This is a genomic window from Herbaspirillum rubrisubalbicans (assembly GCF_003719195.1).
GTDB classification, from domain to species: domain Bacteria; phylum Pseudomonadota; class Gammaproteobacteria; order Burkholderiales; family Burkholderiaceae_D; genus Herbaspirillum; species Herbaspirillum rubrisubalbicans.
Genome location: NZ_CP024996.1, coordinates 4,235,145 through 4,250,373 on the forward strand (window position 1 = coordinate 4,235,145; position 15,229 = coordinate 4,250,373).

Below are 15,229 nucleotides of genomic sequence, written 5' to 3' on the forward strand. Positions count from 1 at the left end.
ATGAGCAACCAGACTACCCAGAACACCCTGAGCACCCTGATCCCCGCCGAACTGCTGCAGAAATCGGACAAGATCCTCTTCATCGCGCACCTGGCGCTGGGTGATTTCACCTATCTGCAGAATTTCTTCCGTGGCTTTGCCGCGCAACACCCGCATATGAAGATTCATCTGTGGGTCGACGAAGTACGGCGCACCGCCGATGCCAGCCAATGGCCGCATCTGAAGAAATATTCCTTGTACGACTGGACCGCCGCCTGCCCCTTCTTCGCCAAGGTCTATACCCAGACCTACAGTCCCGAGCTGTACCGTGCCTCGATCGCCGAAGCGCGCCGCGAGCACTATCCCATCGTGGTCTCGCTGGCCACCCTGCGTCCGCATCTGTACGCTGGCCTGGCGCGCGAGATCAGCCCCGAGGGCTGGGTGGTGGGCATGAAGAAATCGGTCAAGCTGTTCCAGCCGCATCACCTGCTGGCCTATCGCAAGCTCGATGCGGCCATGCCGCCCTACCACAGCGCCACGCCCGAGCACCACATCAGCGATGTCTATGCCCACTGGTTCCGGCAGTTGAGCGGCCTGGACGTGAGCGGCCAGGCGCGCTTTCCGTTCGTCGATATTCCAGCGCAGTGGCAGCACTATGCACAGGATCAACTGGCCGCCTGGCAGTTCGCACCGCGCGCGGGCAAGCTGGTCTTCATCAATCCCTACGCCAAGACCAAGAAACGCTGCTGGCCGCTGGAACACGTGGCTGCGCTGATTGCGGCCATGCAGGCGCGTGACGGCTGGCAGGATGCCTGCTTCATCGTCAATGCCGTACCGCAGGAACTGGCCAACGCACGCGAAGTGATCGGCCGCTATGGGCTGCAGCGCACGCAACTGTTCAGCGCCGAGGAAAACTTCTTCCAATTGCCGGCCATGCTGGCCTGCTGCGACCTGATCATCTCGGTGGAAACCGCGGTGATGCACCTGGCCAATGCGGTACAGGTGCCGGTCATTGCGCTCATGCGCCAGAAGAACCCGGAGTGGGTGCCGGTCGATCGCGCCCACAGCACCGTCATTACCGCGCCCGGTCGCCGCGACTGGGTCAAGGCGGTCAGCGTCGAACAAGTCATGAAGGCCATCTGATGAACCTCCCCAGCCAAGCAGAGATCCAGGCGCAGCCCGGCAACGGCAAGCCTTCCTTCCATATCGCCTTCTGCGTCGATAACCATTATTTCCGCGCCATGGGCGGCACCATCGCCTCCATCGTGGCCAATAATCCGGGCCAGCATTTCACCTTCCACGTGCTGGCCTTCGAGGTGTCCGAGGACCACCAGCGACGCCTGAAGCAATTGGAATCGATGTATCGGGTCAAGACCGAGCTGCACCTGCTGGACTTGAACGATTTCACCCAGTTCTCGCACTTCCTGGGGCATTCGCATTACTCGCTGTCGATCTTCACGCGCCTGGTGATCCCCACCGTGCTGGCCGAGGTCACCGACCGCGTGCTGTACCTGGATGCCGACATCCTCTGCTTCAACCGCCTCGATGAACTGGTGGACATGGATATCTCGCAGGAGATCGCCGTGGTGGTGCCGGATGCACCGGTCACGCTGCAGCGCCGGGTGGCGGCATTGGGCCTGGCGCACAATGAATATTTCAATGGCGGGGTCATCTTCATCAACATCGCCAGATGGCTGGCCGAAGACATCACCCCCAAGACCCTCGATGCCCTGCTCAACAGCAAGACCGACATGCGCTTCAACGACCAGGATGCGCTCAATATCGTCCTCAATGGCCGCGCGCGTTATGTCTCGCCGAAGTGGAACTACCTGTATGACCTGATCCACGACCTGAACGTCAACAAGTTCGCCCTCAAACCGGTGGGCAAGGCCATCTTCGTCCACTTCGCCGGCGCCGTGAAGCCGTGGGCGGCGTGGAGCCGGCACGAGGCCTGCACGCTGTTCCGGCGCTACCTGGATATCTCGCCCTGGGCCGACATGGCGCTGGACCAGGAGCCGCGCAATACCAAGGAACTGCGAATGCATTCGCGCTTCCTGTACCGCCAGGGGCGGCCGCTGGAAAGTCTGAAGTGGTATCTGCGCTACCTGGGCAAGCGCGCTGCGAAGTAAGACGCAGGCCAGTGCCAGCACTCCGGTAAACCATGAACTCTTCCGAACCCATGCTCCAGAATCAAGCGCATCGCGCCTCCTCCGCCAACGATGAGGCCTGGCACATCGCCTTCTGCGTCGACAATCATTATTTCCGCGCGATGGGGGCCATGCTGGCCTCGCTGGTGGCCAACAACCCCTCGCGCCACTTCGTGTTCCACGTCTTCGCCTTTGCCATCTCGGCAGACAATACGCGCCGGATGCGCAGCATCGAAGCCAACCCCAACATCAAGGTGGTGCCGCATCTGGTGGCCCCGGAGACCTTTGCGGAGTTCGCCGAGATGATCGCCAAGTCCTACTATTCGCTATCCACCTTCACCCGCCTGATCGTGCCGGCCACGCTCAAGGAGCAGACCGACCGCGTGCTCTACCTGGACGCCGACATGCTGTGCGTGGGCGACCTGGAAGAACTGATGGCGATGGATCTGGAAGACACGACGGCGCTGGTGGTCGATGACGTGGGCTGGGAGACGGCCAACGGGCGGGATGGACGTTATTCAGTGCTGGGCCTGAAGCACCCGCGCTACTTCAATGCCGGGATGCTCTATATCAACATCCCTGTCTGGGAGAAGAACAAGGTCAGCGAAGCGGCCATCCGGGCGCTGGTGTCGAACCCGGAGAAACTGAGCTTCAACGATCAGGATGCACTCAACATCGTGCTGGATGGACAGGTGCGCTACATCCCGGTGAAGTGGAATTACATCTACAGCATGATCGCCGACCTCAAGCAGGGCCGCCAGAGTATGACCCCGGTGGGGGACGCTCGCATCATCCATTTCGCCGGCCTGGTCAAGCCCTGGATCGACTGGAGCGGCCATGCGGCGCGCGAACTGTATGTGCGTTACCACGCGCTGTCGGCCTGGAGCGACCTGGCACTGGACCCGGCACCGCTGAACCACAAGGAGATGCGGGTCTATGCACGCTTCCTGATCAAGCGTGGCCACTATGCCTGCGGCCTGTACTGGAACGCCCGCTTCCTGCTCACGGCCGTGCGCAGGAAGCTGGGGCGCTGATCAGTTACGCATCAGTGACGTTCTTCCTGGCCGCGCAGCAGCCCCCAGAGGATGACCATGGTGAAGCCCAGGGTCATCACTCCCGAGTTGTGCGCCATGAACACCTGGGAAAAACCGAAGCCGATGAAGTTGACGATGAGCAGGATGCCGCCCACGGCATAGGGCTTGGCGTGGGCAGGGGCCGACTTCAGGTGGGCAATGAACAGGCGCAGCGGGATGAAATACAGCGCCAGCAGCACCAGCAGGCCAGGAATACCGCGCTTGACCAGGGCATCGAGCCATTCGTTGTAGACGTGGTTATTGCCGGACATCAACGGGTTGACCTTGCCCGCTTCGATCTGCTTGCTTTCCCAGGCCACGAAACCGGCCTTGCCTATGCCTAACAGGGGCGACTCGGCTGCGGCCATGGCACCGGTACGCCACATTTCCATGCGCGTACCAATGGAGCTGTCGGCATCTTTCTTGTGCATGTAGGTCGAGGCCTCGGAGAAGGCCAGCGTCACCCGCGCCCGGTAATCCGTGCTCGGCAGTACCGCGAACACCACCACGATGGCCGCGATCAACGCGGCCAGGCCACCCCAGACATAACGCGGCTGGATCGAGCGGCTGTAGTAGACGCACAGAATGAGCAGACACACTGGCAAGCCCACCCAACTGCCGCGACTGCCGGTAAACAAGGAACCCAGCAGACCCGAGATACCGCCCAAGATCAGCAGGATCACCCAGGTCCGCGCCGAGCGCTGCTGCAGCGCCCAGGTGAAACCGGTCAGGCAGAGGATGCCGATGATGAAGCTGATATCGCCATACTGGATCGCATTGGTATAACCGTTGGCGCGCGCACCATGCGCAAAGTACTGCCAGCCGGCAAACAGGCAGGAGCCGACACCCCCCAGGATCAGACCAGACCAGAAACCCGCCGGCGACGGCGGATAGGCGCGCAAGGTCAGCAGCGCCATGGCTGCCAGCAGGAAGCGCAGCGGCAGGTCATATTCCTTGAGGCTTTCGTGGTGGTACAGGTGCATGGTCACGGTGACCAGGAAGTAGATCACCAGTACCGCGATCAGCAGACGATCTTCCCGGCTTAGGGTAGAACGGATGCTTTTGTTGACCAGAGTAAAGCTGCCCAAGGTCAGCAGGATGGCCCCCACCGAAAAGCCGCTGGGGATGATCAGTGAAATGGCAGAAAAGAGAAAGACTGCAAACGAGGTAAAGCTGCCCATCTAAGTGAATCCTGTTTATAGTTTGAATTGACGAAGGCCAGAGCCCCCCATTGTTTTGATAACGTGCGATCGGGGAAGTCAGGCCCCTCACCCGGCTTCTTATTCATTGACTTCCTCCGGTGCAAATCCTCAATACTCGACCACCACTGCCTCCTTCCCGAAAGACGCCACCAGCGTCGATTGCAGGCTATCACTGGGATTGATCCGCCAGGCGTCGCCCAGCACTACCTCGCAGGCAGCATCGGCCTGCTGGTAGCGCATCACGAAGGGTAAACCCTGTTCCTGACGATGTGCCGACAACGTATCGCGCAGGTGGTTGGGGTCGATCGCCTTATTGATCGAGACCACCATCCGCACGCCATACTGGATGCGCGCCGCGCCCAAGTCCATGACCTTGTCGGCAGCCACTCGCAAGCCACCATTGAAGCGATCTTCCGACACCTTGCCCGAAACCACCAGCAATTCATCTTCCTTGATGAGATGCTTGAAGGGCTCGAACAGTTCGTTATAGATCGTGGCTTCGATCACGCCCGTGCCATCATCGAGCGTGCAGATCACCAGCTTGCCGCGCTGGGTCATCTGCACCCGCACCCCGGTGATGATGCCGGCCAGGCTGCGGGGCTCCCACGAGGGTTCCAGGTTGGCGATCTTGGTGCGCACGAAGCGGCGCACTTCCTTTTCGTAGGCCGAGAACAGATGGCCGGAGAGATAGAAGCCCAGCGCGCCCTTCTCTTCGGTCAGGCGCTGCTTGTCGCTCCAGGGCGGCACCTGCACGTATTCCAGCGGCGCCTCCAAGTCGCTGTCGTCGCCACCGAAGAGGCTGACCTGATTGGCCGATTTCTCGGCCTGCTCGGCGCTTTCCCAGGCCAGGTTGACCGAGGCCTGCAGGATGGCGCGGTCGACCTTGAAGCAATCGAAGGCACCGGCACGGATCAGCGAATCGATGGTGCGGCGGTTGATCTGCTTCTTGTCCACCCGCTTGGCGAAGTCGAACAAGTCCTTGAAGGGACCGCTCTTGCGCGCCTCCAGGATGGCTTCGATGGCGTTCTGCCCGGCGCCCTTGACGGCCCCCAGGCCATAGCGGATCTGGGTGGCCTTCTTGCCCGGCTCGCCCACCGGCATAAAGCGGTAGTCGGACTTGTTGATGTCCGGCGGCAGGATGGCTAGCTTGCAGATATCGATCGAGTCTTCGATCAGGATCTTGACCTTGTCCGTGTCTTCCATGGCCAGCGACAAGTTGGCGGCCATGAACGCGGCGGGGTGATGGGCCTTCAGATAGGCGGTGTAATACGACAGCAGCGCATAGGCGGCCGCGTGCGACTTGTTGAAGCCGTAGCCGGCGAACTTTTCCATCAAGTCGAAGATCTCGTCGGCCTTGGCCTGGTCCAGCCCGTTCTTGGCCGCGCCTTCGCGGAACAGTTCACGGTGCTTGGCCATTTCCTCGGCCTTCTTCTTGCCCATGGCCCGACGCAGCAAGTCGGCGCCGCCCAGCGAATAGCCGCCGATGACCTGCGCCATCTGCATCACCTGCTCCTGATAGACCATGATGCCGTAGGTCTCGGAGAGGATGCCCTCGGTGCGTGGGTCAGGATAGTCGAAGGCTTCGCCGTGCTTGCGCTTGCAGAAGTCGGGGATCAGGTCCATCGGACCGGGACGATACAGCGCCACCAGCGCGATGATGTCTTCGAAACGGTCGGGCCGGGCATCCTTCAACATGCCTTGCATACCGCGGCTTTCCAGCTGGAATACGGCGACCGTCTTGGCCTTGGTCAGCAGTTCATAGGAAGGCCGGTCATCCAGCGGCAGCTTGGCCAGGTCGAAGTCGGCCATGGCCGGGTCGAGCATACGGATGTAGCGCACCGCACGGTCGAGGATGGTCAGCGTGGTCAAGCCCAAGAAGTCGAACTTCACCAAACCGACCGCTTCCACGTCATCCTTGTCGTATTGCGAAACTACGCCGGAGTCGCCGCCCTGGGTGTAGAGCGGGCAGAAATCGGTCAGCTTGCCGGGCGCGATCAGCACGCCACCGGCGTGCATCCCGATGTTGCGGGCGATGCCTTCGACCTGCTGGGCCAGGCCCATCAGTTGTTTGACCTCTTCTTCGTTTTCCAGGCGCTCCTTCAACAGCGGCTCTTCCTCGATGGCGTCGGCCAGCGTGACCAGCTTGCCGGGTTTGAAGGGAATCAGCTTGGAGATGCCGTCGCAGAAGTTATAGCCCAGGTCCAGCACGCGGCCCACGTCGCGCACCGCGCCCTTGGCCGCCATGGTACCGAAGGTGGCGATCTGCGAGACCGCATCCTTGCCGTAACGATCCTTCACATACTGGATCACGCGGTCGCGGCCTTCCTGGCAGAAGTCGATGTCGAAGTCGGGCATCGAGACGCGTTCCGGGTTCAGGAAACGTTCGAACAGCAGGTTGTAGCGCAGCGGGTCCAGGTCGGTGATCAACAGGCAATACGCTACCAGCGAGCCGGCACCGGAACCCCGGCCGGGACCGACCGGCACGCCATTGTTCTTGGCCCACTGAATGAAGTCGGCCACGATCAGGAAGTAGCCCGGGAACTTCATCTTGATGATGGTGTTGTTCTCGAACTCCAGCCGCGCTTCATAGCGCGGGCGCTGCTTTTCGCGTTCTGCTTCGTTGGGGAACAGTTCCTTGAGCCGCACTTCCAGCCCGGCCTTGGTCTGGGCTACCAGGAAATCGTCGATGCTCATGCCATCCGGCGTGGGGAAATCCGGCAATTGCGGCTTGCCCAGCTGCAGCACCAGGTTGCAGCGCTTGGCGATTTCCACGGTATTGGCAATCGCGCCAGGCAGGTCGGCGAACAGCTCGGCCATCTCGGCCTGCGACTTGAAGTATTGCTGCTCGTTGAAGCGGCGCACCCGGCGCGCATTGGCCATGATCTCGCCTTCGGCGATGCAGGTGCGGGCTTCGTGGGCGATGAATTCTTCCGGGCTCTGGAACTGGATCGGGTGCGTGGCCACGCAGGGCAGGCCCAGCTTGGCGCCCAGCGCGACGCTCTGACGTACCTGAACGTCCATGTTGGCCTGGCCGGCGCGTTGCAGCTCCAGATAGAAGGCGCCGGGGAAGATTTCCGCCCAGCGACGCGCGCAGGCTTCGGCCTGGGTCAGGTTGCCATTGTCGATGGCCTGGCCGATATCGCCCATGGCGGCCCCTGACAGGGCGATCAAGCCGTTGCCACCCTCTTGGTGGCGCAGCGCCTCCAGCCATTCCATGCGCACTTCGGCGCGGCCCTTGTACTGGTTGTTGAGCCAGGCTTGGGACAATACTTCACATAACTGCAGGTAACCGTGACGGTTCTTGATCAGCACCAGCAGGCGGAAGGGCTTTTCGCGGTCGGCATCGTTGGTGATCCACAGGTCGCAGCCAGCGATGGGCTTGACGCCCTTGCCGCGCGCTTCCTTGTAGAAACGCACCATGCAGAACAGGTTGGCGAGGTCGGTCACCGCCAGGGCGGCCTGTCCATCCTTGGCGGCGGCCTTGACGATGTCGTCGATACGCACAAGGCCGTCCACGATGGAGTACTCCGAGTGCATACGGAGGTGTACAAATTGCGGGGTAGTCATGGGGCGACATTCTACCGGAGCTTGGCACTCGCCTTTCTTTCCGGTGTGTGGCTTTTATCAGGAATATTGTCTTTCTTGATAACTATTTACCAAAAACCACACGGAAATCGGAATTGCTTGCCTTGACTTGCATCAGAGAAGCACCACAGTAGCCGTCCAGCCACGCCAAATTGCTGCGAACGCCCTGCCCGCGCGGTTATAATGCCGTCAATTCAAAGACTTAGAGTTGAACAACGAACCATGCAGTCCCCTGATACACCCTACGTCAACATCGCCGCCTACAAATTCGTCAGTTTCGATGACACCGTTGAAAAGCGCCCGGTCTTTCTGGAATTTTGCCGACAGCACAATCTGCGCGGCACCGTCATCCTGAGCCCGGAAGGCATCAACCTGTTCCTCGCAGGCCTGCGCCAGGATATCGACGCCTTCCTGAACTGGTTGCGCGCCGATGCCCGCTTTACCGACCTCATCGTCAAGGAAAGCTATTCCGAGAAGCAACCCTTCACGCGCATGTTGGTCAAGCTCAAGGCCGAGATCATCACCATGAAGCATCCGCTGATCAAGCCCGAGCTGGGTCGCGCGCCCTTCGTCGAGCCCAGGGAGCTCAAGCGCTGGCTAGACCAGGGGCACGATGACGAAGGCCGCCCGGTGGTGATGGTCGACACCCGCAATGGTTTCGAGGTCGATGTCGGCACTTTCGACAATACGGTTGACTACCGTATCAGCAAATTCACCGAATTTCCCAAGGTGATCGAAGACCACAAGGCCGATTTCGAAGGCAAGACCGTGGTCACCTTCTGTACCGGTGGCATCCGCTGCGAAAAGGCTGCCATTCATATGCAGAACATCGGCTATGACCATGTCTACCAGCTCGAAGGCGGCATCCTGAAGTATTTCGAGGACGTCGGCGGCGCCCACTACAACGGCGACTGCTTCGTCTTCGACTATCGCACCGCCCTGAGCCCCGAGCTCAAGGAAACCCAGACTGCACAATGCTTCGCCTGCCGCGCCGTGGTCACCCCGCGCGAACAACTGTCGCCGGATTACGTGCCGGGCAAGTCTTGCCCGCACTGCGCACCCAAGCAGCGTGCGGCAGAGCAAACCAGTTCCGCCGCAGCCTGAGCGCCAGATCAAGCCGCCCCATCCATGGGCAGCAAAAAGCCGGCCCTGGTGAGGCCGGCTTTTTTATACATTCACATCTTCTGCAGAAGATGTGAATCTTACTTCTTGAACTTGGCAGCCGTTTCCACCACGCGCGCACCGAACAGCTTGGCCGTTTCCAGGTCGCCCGGCAGCGGGCCTTCTTCCGGCGAGGAATCCGACGGGCTTTGTGCCATCAAGCCAGAGAAGGAACCGACGAAGTTGATGTCATTGCGCTGGGCCGCCTTGCTGTTGGCAGGCATCAGGCCGGTGCCGACCCAGATCATGCTGTGCTGCATCCCCAGCGTGAACAGGTAGTGCAGGGTCGAGAGCTTGTCGCCGTTCATGGTGGCCGAATTGGTGAAGGCGGCGCCGACCTTGTCCTTCCACTTCTGGCTGAACCAGGGCTTGGAAGAGGCGTCGGCAAACTTCTTGAACTGCCAGGACACGGTACCCATGTAGGTCGGCGAACCGAAGATGATGGCGTCGGCCGCATCCAGGCTGGCCCACTGTTCATCGGTGATGGTGCCTTCGGCGCTGATGGCGATCAGCTCGACGGCGGCGCCGGCAACGCCGGCAGCGCCAGCCTGCACGGCTTCAGCTTGCTTCTTGGTATGGCCGTAGCCGGAGTGATAAACGATGGCAACTTTGGTCATGACGAAATTCCTTCTCTAGAGAGTGAAGTAACGCGGGAAAAACCGCCGGTGTGATCGGTACCGGCGGGCTTGCTACTGCAAACTGCATCCTGCAGGTGGGCGCTGAAGTGCTCAGCGCGGCAGGTCGAACAACAAGACTTCAGCCTTCTCGCCGTCACCGATCTCAATACGATCGACCGCACTGAGCTTGACGGCATCGCCGGCCTCCAACGACTGGCCATTGACGCTCACCTTGCCACGGGCCACGTGCACATAGCCCAGGCGGCCTTGTGGCAGAGTGTACTGGGCGGCTTGCGTGCCATCGAACAGGCCGGCAAACAGCAGAGCATCCTGGTTCATGCTGACCGAGCCGTCACGGCCATCGGGCGAGGCCACCAGGCGCAGCTTGCCTTCCTTGTCGGCGGCCGAGAAATGCGCTTCCTGGTAACCCGGTTCGGCGCCAGCGCGGTCGGGCATGATCCAGATCTGCAGGAAATGGGTGGTGCCATCCTGGGAATGGTTGTACTCGGAATGGCGCACGCCGGTGCCGGCACTCATGCGCTGCACGTCGCCCGGACGGATCACGCTACCGTTACCCATGCTGTCCTTGTGCGCAAGTTCACCTTCGAGCACATAGGAAATGATCTCCATGTCACGGTGACCGTGCGTGCCGAAACCCTGGCCGGCGGCCACGCGGTCTTCATTGATCACGCGCAAGGGGCCAAACCCCATGTGCTTGGGATCATAGTAGTCGGCGAAGGAAAAGCTGTGATACGAATCCAGCCAACCGTGGTTGGCGTGGCCACGATCGTTCGCTTTGCGGATTTCAATCATGTCAACACCTTTTTCTCAATAAGACACAAACCGGAATTGATTTGGTCAAAATGTTTGTCGATGGCGTCACTATAGTGGCTATCTTTTCGGCAGATAAGGTCTAAAATCCGTAGTGTTCATTCAAAAAATTTAAACAAGTGGAATCGCCGTGAACCTGACCCTGGAATCCCTGCTGATCCTGGACATGATCGACCGCAAGGGCAGCTTCGCCGCCGCTGCCGTAGCGCTGGACCGGGTACCCTCGGCCCTGACCTACAGTGTGCGCAAGCTGGAAGACGATCTGGATGTGCTGCTGTTCGACCGCCGCGGCCACCGGGCCCAGTTGACACCGGCCGGCCTGCAATTGTTGCAGGAGGGCCGTCATTTGTTGCTGGCCGCCAGCGACCTGGAACAACGCGTCAAGCGCACCGCCACCGGGCGCGAGACCGAGCTGCACATCGTGCTCAACAGCTTGATCCCGTTCGACAAGATGCTGCCCGTTATCGCCGCTTTCGACCGCGAACAGTCCGGCACGCGCCTACGCTTCACGCCGGGAGTGCTGACCGGGGCCTGGGAAAAGCTCATCGAAGGCCGTGCCAACCTGGTCATTGGCGTCACCCTGGATGGGCCGGAAGTGGTGCGCACCAGCGGCCGCTTCCAGATGCAGGAGCTGGGCGCGGTGGATTGGGTCTTTGCCGTGGCGCCGCAGCACCCGCTGGCCAGCGTCATCGAACCGCTCTCGGCCGAGCTGGTGCGCAGCCACCGCGCCATTGCCGTGGGCGACAACAGCCAGTCGCTGCCGACCCTGACCATGGGCCTGCTGTCGGGCCAGGAAACGCTGACGGTGGCCACCGTGGCCGACAAGCTGCAAGCCCAACTGGCCGGGCTGGGTTGCGGCCACCTGCCACGCATCTGGGCCGCGCCCTACCTGGCCTCGGGCGCGCTGGTGGAAAAGCAGACCCTGGCCGCCAAGCCCAATGACAACTTCATGGTGGCCTGGCCCAAGGCCGAACAGGGCAAGTCGCTCAAGTGGTTCATCCAGTACCTGGCCCAGCCCCATGTGCGACAGTCGCTGATGGGACCGATCACGCCGCAGGAGCCGGCATGAGGGCGGCAGGCTACGTCGGCCGTTTTGCACCCTCGCCGTCCGGCCCGCTGCACGCCGGCTCGCTGGTGGCGGCGCTGGCCAGCTATCTTGATGCACGCGTGCATCAAGGCCGCTGGCTGCTGCGCATCGAAGACATCGATGAAACCCGCACCGTCCCAGGGGCTGCCGATGACATCATCGCCACCCTGGCAGCGCTGGACATGCATTCGGATGGGCCGGTGCTGGTGCAGAGCCAGCGCAAGGCACGCTATGAACTGGCACGCGAGCGCCTGGGTGCACTGGCCTACCCCTGCGGTTGCAGCCGCAAGGAAATCGCCGATTCACGGGTGAGCACCGCCAGCGATGGCGCGGCCATCTATCCCGGCACCTGCCGCCCGGGCCTGGCACCGGGCAAACAAGCGCGCACGCTGCGGCTGCGCGTGCCCGATGCCGGCCAGCCGGGCGAGTTGGTGCAGTTCCAGGATCGCTGGCTGGGGCCGCAAGCGCAGCACCTGGCTTCCGAGGTCGGGGATTTCGTATTGCAGCGGGCCGATGGCTTCTGGGCCTATCAACTGGCGGTGGTAGTCGATGATGCCGAACAGGGCGTCACCGACATCGTGCGCGGCGCCGACCTGCTCGACTCCACGGCGCGCCAGATCTACCTGCAGCGCTTGCTGGGCTATCCGACGCCACGCTACCTGCACGTGCCGCTGTTGATGAATACGACGGGGGAGAAGTTTTCCAAGCAGAACGGCGCGCAGGCGCTGGACCTGGGTCAGCCGCTGCAAGCCTTGCAGCAGGCGGCTGCGTTCCTGGGGCTGGAGACCGGTGCGGCGCGCGACCGCGAGGGATTCTGGCGCCTGGCGCTCACCGGCTGGCAAGCGCGCTTCGGGCCGCAGTGAAGAAAAAAGCTCAGCGCTTAGGCATTCCGCCCAGCAGGGCAGCTACCTTGGGCTTGGGACGGTTGTTCTTGGCCAGCTCCGGCTTGGTGGAGACGGTCTCGGTGGTACTGGGCTCGTAGGGTTTGAGGAACCAGGGATCGATCTTTTCGCGGCGAGCTGCCGGCGCACCGCCTTCACGACTGCTGCGACTGCGCTCGCCACGTTCACCGCGTTCGCTACGCTCACCACGCTCCGAACGTTCACTCCGCTCACTGCGTTCATGCCGGGCACGCGGCGCAAAGCCGCTCAGTTCGGCGCGTTCAAACTTCTTCTTGATCAGCTTTTCGATGTCGACCAGCAGCCGCTCATCCTTGTCGCAGAACAGCGAGATGGCGTCGCCCGAGGCACCGGCGCGACCGGTACGGCCAATGCGGTGCACGTAGTCTTCGGCGTTGTAGGGCAGGTCATAGTTGATCACGCAGGGCAGCTCGGCAATGTCCAGCCCGCGTGCGGCCACGTCGGTGGCGACCAGCACTTCGATCTGGCCCTGCTTGAAGGCTTCCAGCGCGGCCATGCGCTCGGACTGGGTCTTGTCGCCGTGGATGGCGGAGGCCTTCACGCCCTCGGCCAGCAGCGTGCGCGCCAGGCGCGAGGCGCCGATCTTGGTATTGGAGAAGACGATCACCTGCTTCAGTTCGCGCTGGCGGATGATGAAGCTCACCGCATCGGCCTTGGCCGCTTCCTCCACCTTGTAGATGGTCTGAGTGACGTTTTCGGCGGTGGCATTGCTGCGCGCCACTTCGATGGTCACCGGGTTGTTCTGGAAGCTGGCGGCCAGCTTCTTGATTTCCGGCGAGAAGGTGGCCGAGAACAGCAGGTTCTGGCGCTGCTTGGGCAAGAGGTTGATGATGCGCTGCAGGTCGGGCAGGAAGCCCATGTCCAGCATCCGGTCAGCTTCGTCCATGACCAGGATCTGGGTCTGCGACAGGTTCACCGTCTTTTGCTGCACGTGGTCCAGCAGGCGGCCCGGGGTGGCGATGACGATTTCCACGCCGGCGCGCAGGATCGCGGTCTGCGGTGCCATGTCGACACCACCGAAGACCACCGTCGAGCGCAACGGGGTGAAGCGGCAGTAGGCCGCCACGTTGTCGGCGACCTGGTCGGCCAGCTCTCGGGTGGGGGTCAGGATCAGGGCGCGCACCGGGTGACGGGCAGGCGAGGCACTATGGCTGGCATGAGCCAGCAGGCGCTGGATGATCGGCAGCGAGAAACCGGCGGTCTTGCCGGTACCGGTCTGGGCGGCGCCCATCACGTCCCGGCCTTGCAGCACCACAGGAATGGCCTGGGCCTGGATCGGGGTCGGGTGAACGTAGCCTTGTTCGGCCAGGGCTTTGAGAATATCGGGCGAGAGGCCGAAATCTTCGAAGCGGACGGCAGGTGCAGCCGGTGCTGCGGACGCGGACGTGGTGTCGGACATGGTGTATTGCGAACGGTGCGACAGCGCCGCGGCAACCGCCAGGCGGCTCCGGTGCATGGGCACGGGTTCTGATTGCTTTCTGTGTTGATGTGTTACGGGCGAACCGGCCAAACCTGCACGGCCGGGCGCTTCGGATGATGCAAAAAGATGTTCACGGGGACGGCCATTTGCGTGGCCCGGACCTCCCGAAGCGCTCTATTATACGCCGCATCGCCCCGGGCATCATGACAGTTTGGTTTCCCGGCCCGCCCGCCATGGCGCGGGCGGCCGGAAACGGCCCATCCGAGGGCGCCAAAAACCGCTGCGACGCCCTTGCCACGGTACTTTTACCCGATGGTGATATTGATGTCGGGCAAGCCGTCGACATGGCCTTGCAACTGGTCGCCCTTGACCACCGCGCCCACGCCTTCGGGGGTGCCGGTGAAGATCAGGTCGCCCGGGAACAGCTCGACCAAGCTCGACAGGTAGGAGATGGTCTCGGCCACGTTCCAGATCAGGTCAGCCAAATCACCCTGCTGGCGCACTTCGCCATTGACCTTAAGCCATACCGCGCCCTGGTCGGGATGGCCGGCCTGGGCCACCGGCACGATGGGGGCGCAAGGCGCGGAGTGATCGAAGCCCTTACCCATGTCCCACGGGCGCCCCATTTTCTTGGCCTGGGCCTGCAGATCGCGGCGGGTCATGTCCAGGCCCACGGCATAGCCGTAGACCAGTTCCAGCGCCTGCTCTACCGGAATGTCACGTCCCCCCTTGGCCAAGGCCACCACCATTTCGATCTCATGGTGATAGTCGGCGGTTGCCACCGGATACGGCACCACGGAATCGGTGGGGACGATGGCATCGGCCGGTTTCATGAAGAAGAACGGCGGTTCGCGATCGGGATCGTAGCCCATTTCACGGGCATGGGCGGCGTAGTTGCGGCCTACGCAATAGATGCGACGGACCGGGAAAGGCAAGCCGCCCACCACCGGGATGGTAGTCTGGGCAGGCACGGGAATGGCGAAACTCATCGGGAAGACTCCGTATTGGCGAATGCAGGCAGTCGGCAAGGCCACCTGCGCATGAAAAGACCGGTCGATGCCGGCTAGCGCTGACCTCTGATCTCTGATCTCTGAACTCAGTTGTCTGACGTCTTGTTAGTGTAAAAGAAAAGTCACGATGCCGCTTGGCGCTGGAGCAACAGAGATATAGGCGACATTTCCGGCTGTAATCGGCCAAATAAAACAGT

Annotated in this window: 12 protein-coding genes; 6 read left to right on the forward strand and 6 right to left on the reverse strand. The window is 61.8% G+C overall.

Features of this window, described 5'->3' with window-relative positions; genetic code table 11:
• From RC54_RS18770 to RC54_RS18780, 3 genes are read left to right on the forward strand one after another with little or no spacing between them, the layout of a single operon-like run.
• Positions 1-1,122 (forward strand): glycosyltransferase family 9 protein, encoded by a 1,122-nt coding sequence (locus RC54_RS18770; RefSeq protein WP_061790220.1) that lies wholly within the window; start codon positions 1-3, stop codon positions 1,120-1,122.
• The gene (locus RC54_RS18775) at positions 1,122-2,108 is read left to right on the forward strand and encodes a glycosyltransferase family 8 protein (protein WP_058896451.1); all 987 of its coding nucleotides are present in this window, start codon (positions 1,122-1,124) and stop codon (positions 2,106-2,108) included. The genes RC54_RS18770 and RC54_RS18775 overlap by 1 nt, the downstream gene beginning before the upstream one ends.
• 50 nt (positions 2,109-2,158) lie before the next feature.
• On the forward strand, positions 2,159-3,160 hold the full coding sequence (locus RC54_RS18780; protein ID WP_061790219.1) for a glycosyltransferase family 8 protein: 1,002 nt from the start codon (positions 2,159-2,161) through the stop codon (positions 3,158-3,160).
• 11 nt (positions 3,161-3,171) lie between these two features.
• Here the strand turns inward: RC54_RS18780 and RC54_RS18785 are convergent, their stop codons facing one another.
• The gene (locus RC54_RS18785; RefSeq protein WP_058896453.1) at positions 3,172-4,380 is read right to left on the reverse strand and encodes an O-antigen ligase family protein; all 1,209 of its coding nucleotides are present in this window, start codon (positions 4,378-4,380) and stop codon (positions 3,172-3,174) included.
• A 129-nt stretch (positions 4,381-4,509) separates the two neighbouring features.
• On the reverse strand, positions 4,510-7,968 hold the full coding sequence (gene dnaE, locus RC54_RS18790) for a DNA polymerase III subunit alpha (RefSeq protein ID WP_061790218.1): 3,459 nt from the start codon (positions 7,966-7,968) through the stop codon (positions 4,510-4,512).
• Between the two features lie 240 nt (positions 7,969-8,208).
• Here dnaE and RC54_RS18795 point away from each other — a divergent pair, with 240 nt between their 5' ends.
• A complete protein-coding gene (locus tag RC54_RS18795; RefSeq protein ID WP_058896455.1) occupies positions 8,209-9,090 on the forward strand; it encodes a sulfurtransferase in 882 nt (293 codons plus the stop codon).
• Between the two features lie 98 nt (positions 9,091-9,188).
• On the opposite strand, the gene RC54_RS18800 is transcribed toward RC54_RS18795, so the two are convergent.
• Together RC54_RS18800 and RC54_RS18805 are read right to left on the reverse strand one after the other, a co-directional pair.
• Positions 9,189-9,764 carry a flavodoxin family protein gene (locus RC54_RS18800; RefSeq protein WP_017452193.1) on the reverse strand — a complete coding sequence of 192 codons (576 nt, stop codon included), beginning with the start codon at positions 9,762-9,764 and terminating at the stop codon, positions 9,189-9,191.
• 111 nt (positions 9,765-9,875) lie between these two features.
• Positions 9,876-10,577, reverse strand: coding sequence for a pirin family protein (locus RC54_RS18805; RefSeq protein ID WP_061790217.1), 702 nt, complete (start codon positions 10,575-10,577; stop codon positions 9,876-9,878).
• A 148-nt stretch (positions 10,578-10,725) separates the two neighbouring features.
• On the opposite strand from RC54_RS18805, the gene RC54_RS18810 reads away from it, so the two are divergent.
• Complete coding sequence (locus RC54_RS18810; protein WP_058896457.1) at positions 10,726-11,664, forward strand: LysR family transcriptional regulator; 939 nt, start codon at positions 10,726-10,728, stop codon at positions 11,662-11,664.
• Positions 11,661-12,545: a tRNA glutamyl-Q(34) synthetase GluQRS gene (gene gluQRS / locus RC54_RS18815; protein WP_061790216.1), complete on the forward strand. Its 885-nt coding sequence runs from the start codon at positions 11,661-11,663 to the stop codon at positions 12,543-12,545. The genes RC54_RS18810 and gluQRS overlap by 4 nt, the downstream gene beginning before the upstream one ends.
• Before the next feature lie 10 nt (positions 12,546-12,555).
• Here the strand turns inward: gluQRS and RC54_RS18820 are convergent, their stop codons facing one another.
• Positions 12,556-14,001: a DEAD/DEAH box helicase gene (locus RC54_RS18820; protein ID WP_061790230.1), complete on the reverse strand. Its 1,446-nt coding sequence runs from the start codon at positions 13,999-14,001 to the stop codon at positions 12,556-12,558.
• A 326-nt stretch (positions 14,002-14,327) separates the two neighbouring features.
• Positions 14,328-15,011, reverse strand: coding sequence for a fumarylacetoacetate hydrolase family protein (locus RC54_RS18825; protein WP_058896459.1), 684 nt, complete (start codon positions 15,009-15,011; stop codon positions 14,328-14,330).
• Positions 15,012-15,229 lie beyond the last annotated feature (218 nt).

What these genes read in the sequence shown, in the direction of transcription:
- RC54_RS18770 (WP_061790220.1), top strand. Translation starts at nt 1, where the DNA reads ATGAGCAACCAGACTACCCAGAACACCCTGAGCACCCTGATCCCCGCC.
- RC54_RS18775 (WP_058896451.1), top strand. Translation starts at nt 1,122, where the DNA reads ATGAACCTCCCCAGCCAAGCAGAGATCCAGGCGCAGCCCGGCAACGGC.
- RC54_RS18780 (WP_061790219.1), top strand. Translation starts at nt 2,159, where the DNA reads ATGCTCCAGAATCAAGCGCATCGCGCCTCCTCCGCCAACGATGAGGCC.
- RC54_RS18785 (WP_058896453.1), bottom strand. Translation starts at nt 4,380, where the DNA reads ATGGGCAGCTTTACCTCGTTTGCAGTCTTTCTCTTTTCTGCCATTTCA.
- dnaE (WP_061790218.1), bottom strand. Translation starts at nt 7,968, where the DNA reads ATGACTACCCCGCAATTTGTACACCTCCGTATGCACTCGGAGTACTCC.
- RC54_RS18795 (WP_058896455.1), top strand. Translation starts at nt 8,209, where the DNA reads ATGCAGTCCCCTGATACACCCTACGTCAACATCGCCGCCTACAAATTC.
- RC54_RS18800 (WP_017452193.1), bottom strand. Translation starts at nt 9,764, where the DNA reads ATGACCAAAGTTGCCATCGTTTATCACTCCGGCTACGGCCATACCAAG.
- RC54_RS18805 (WP_061790217.1), bottom strand. Translation starts at nt 10,577, where the DNA reads ATGATTGAAATCCGCAAAGCGAACGATCGTGGCCACGCCAACCACGGT.
- gluQRS (WP_061790216.1), top strand. Translation starts at nt 11,661, where the DNA reads ATGAGGGCGGCAGGCTACGTCGGCCGTTTTGCACCCTCGCCGTCCGGC.
- RC54_RS18820 (WP_061790230.1), bottom strand. Translation starts at nt 14,001, where the DNA reads ATGTCCGACACCACGTCCGCGTCCGCAGCACCGGCTGCACCTGCCGTC.
- RC54_RS18825 (WP_058896459.1), bottom strand. Translation starts at nt 15,011, where the DNA reads ATGAGTTTCGCCATTCCCGTGCCTGCCCAGACTACCATCCCGGTGGTG.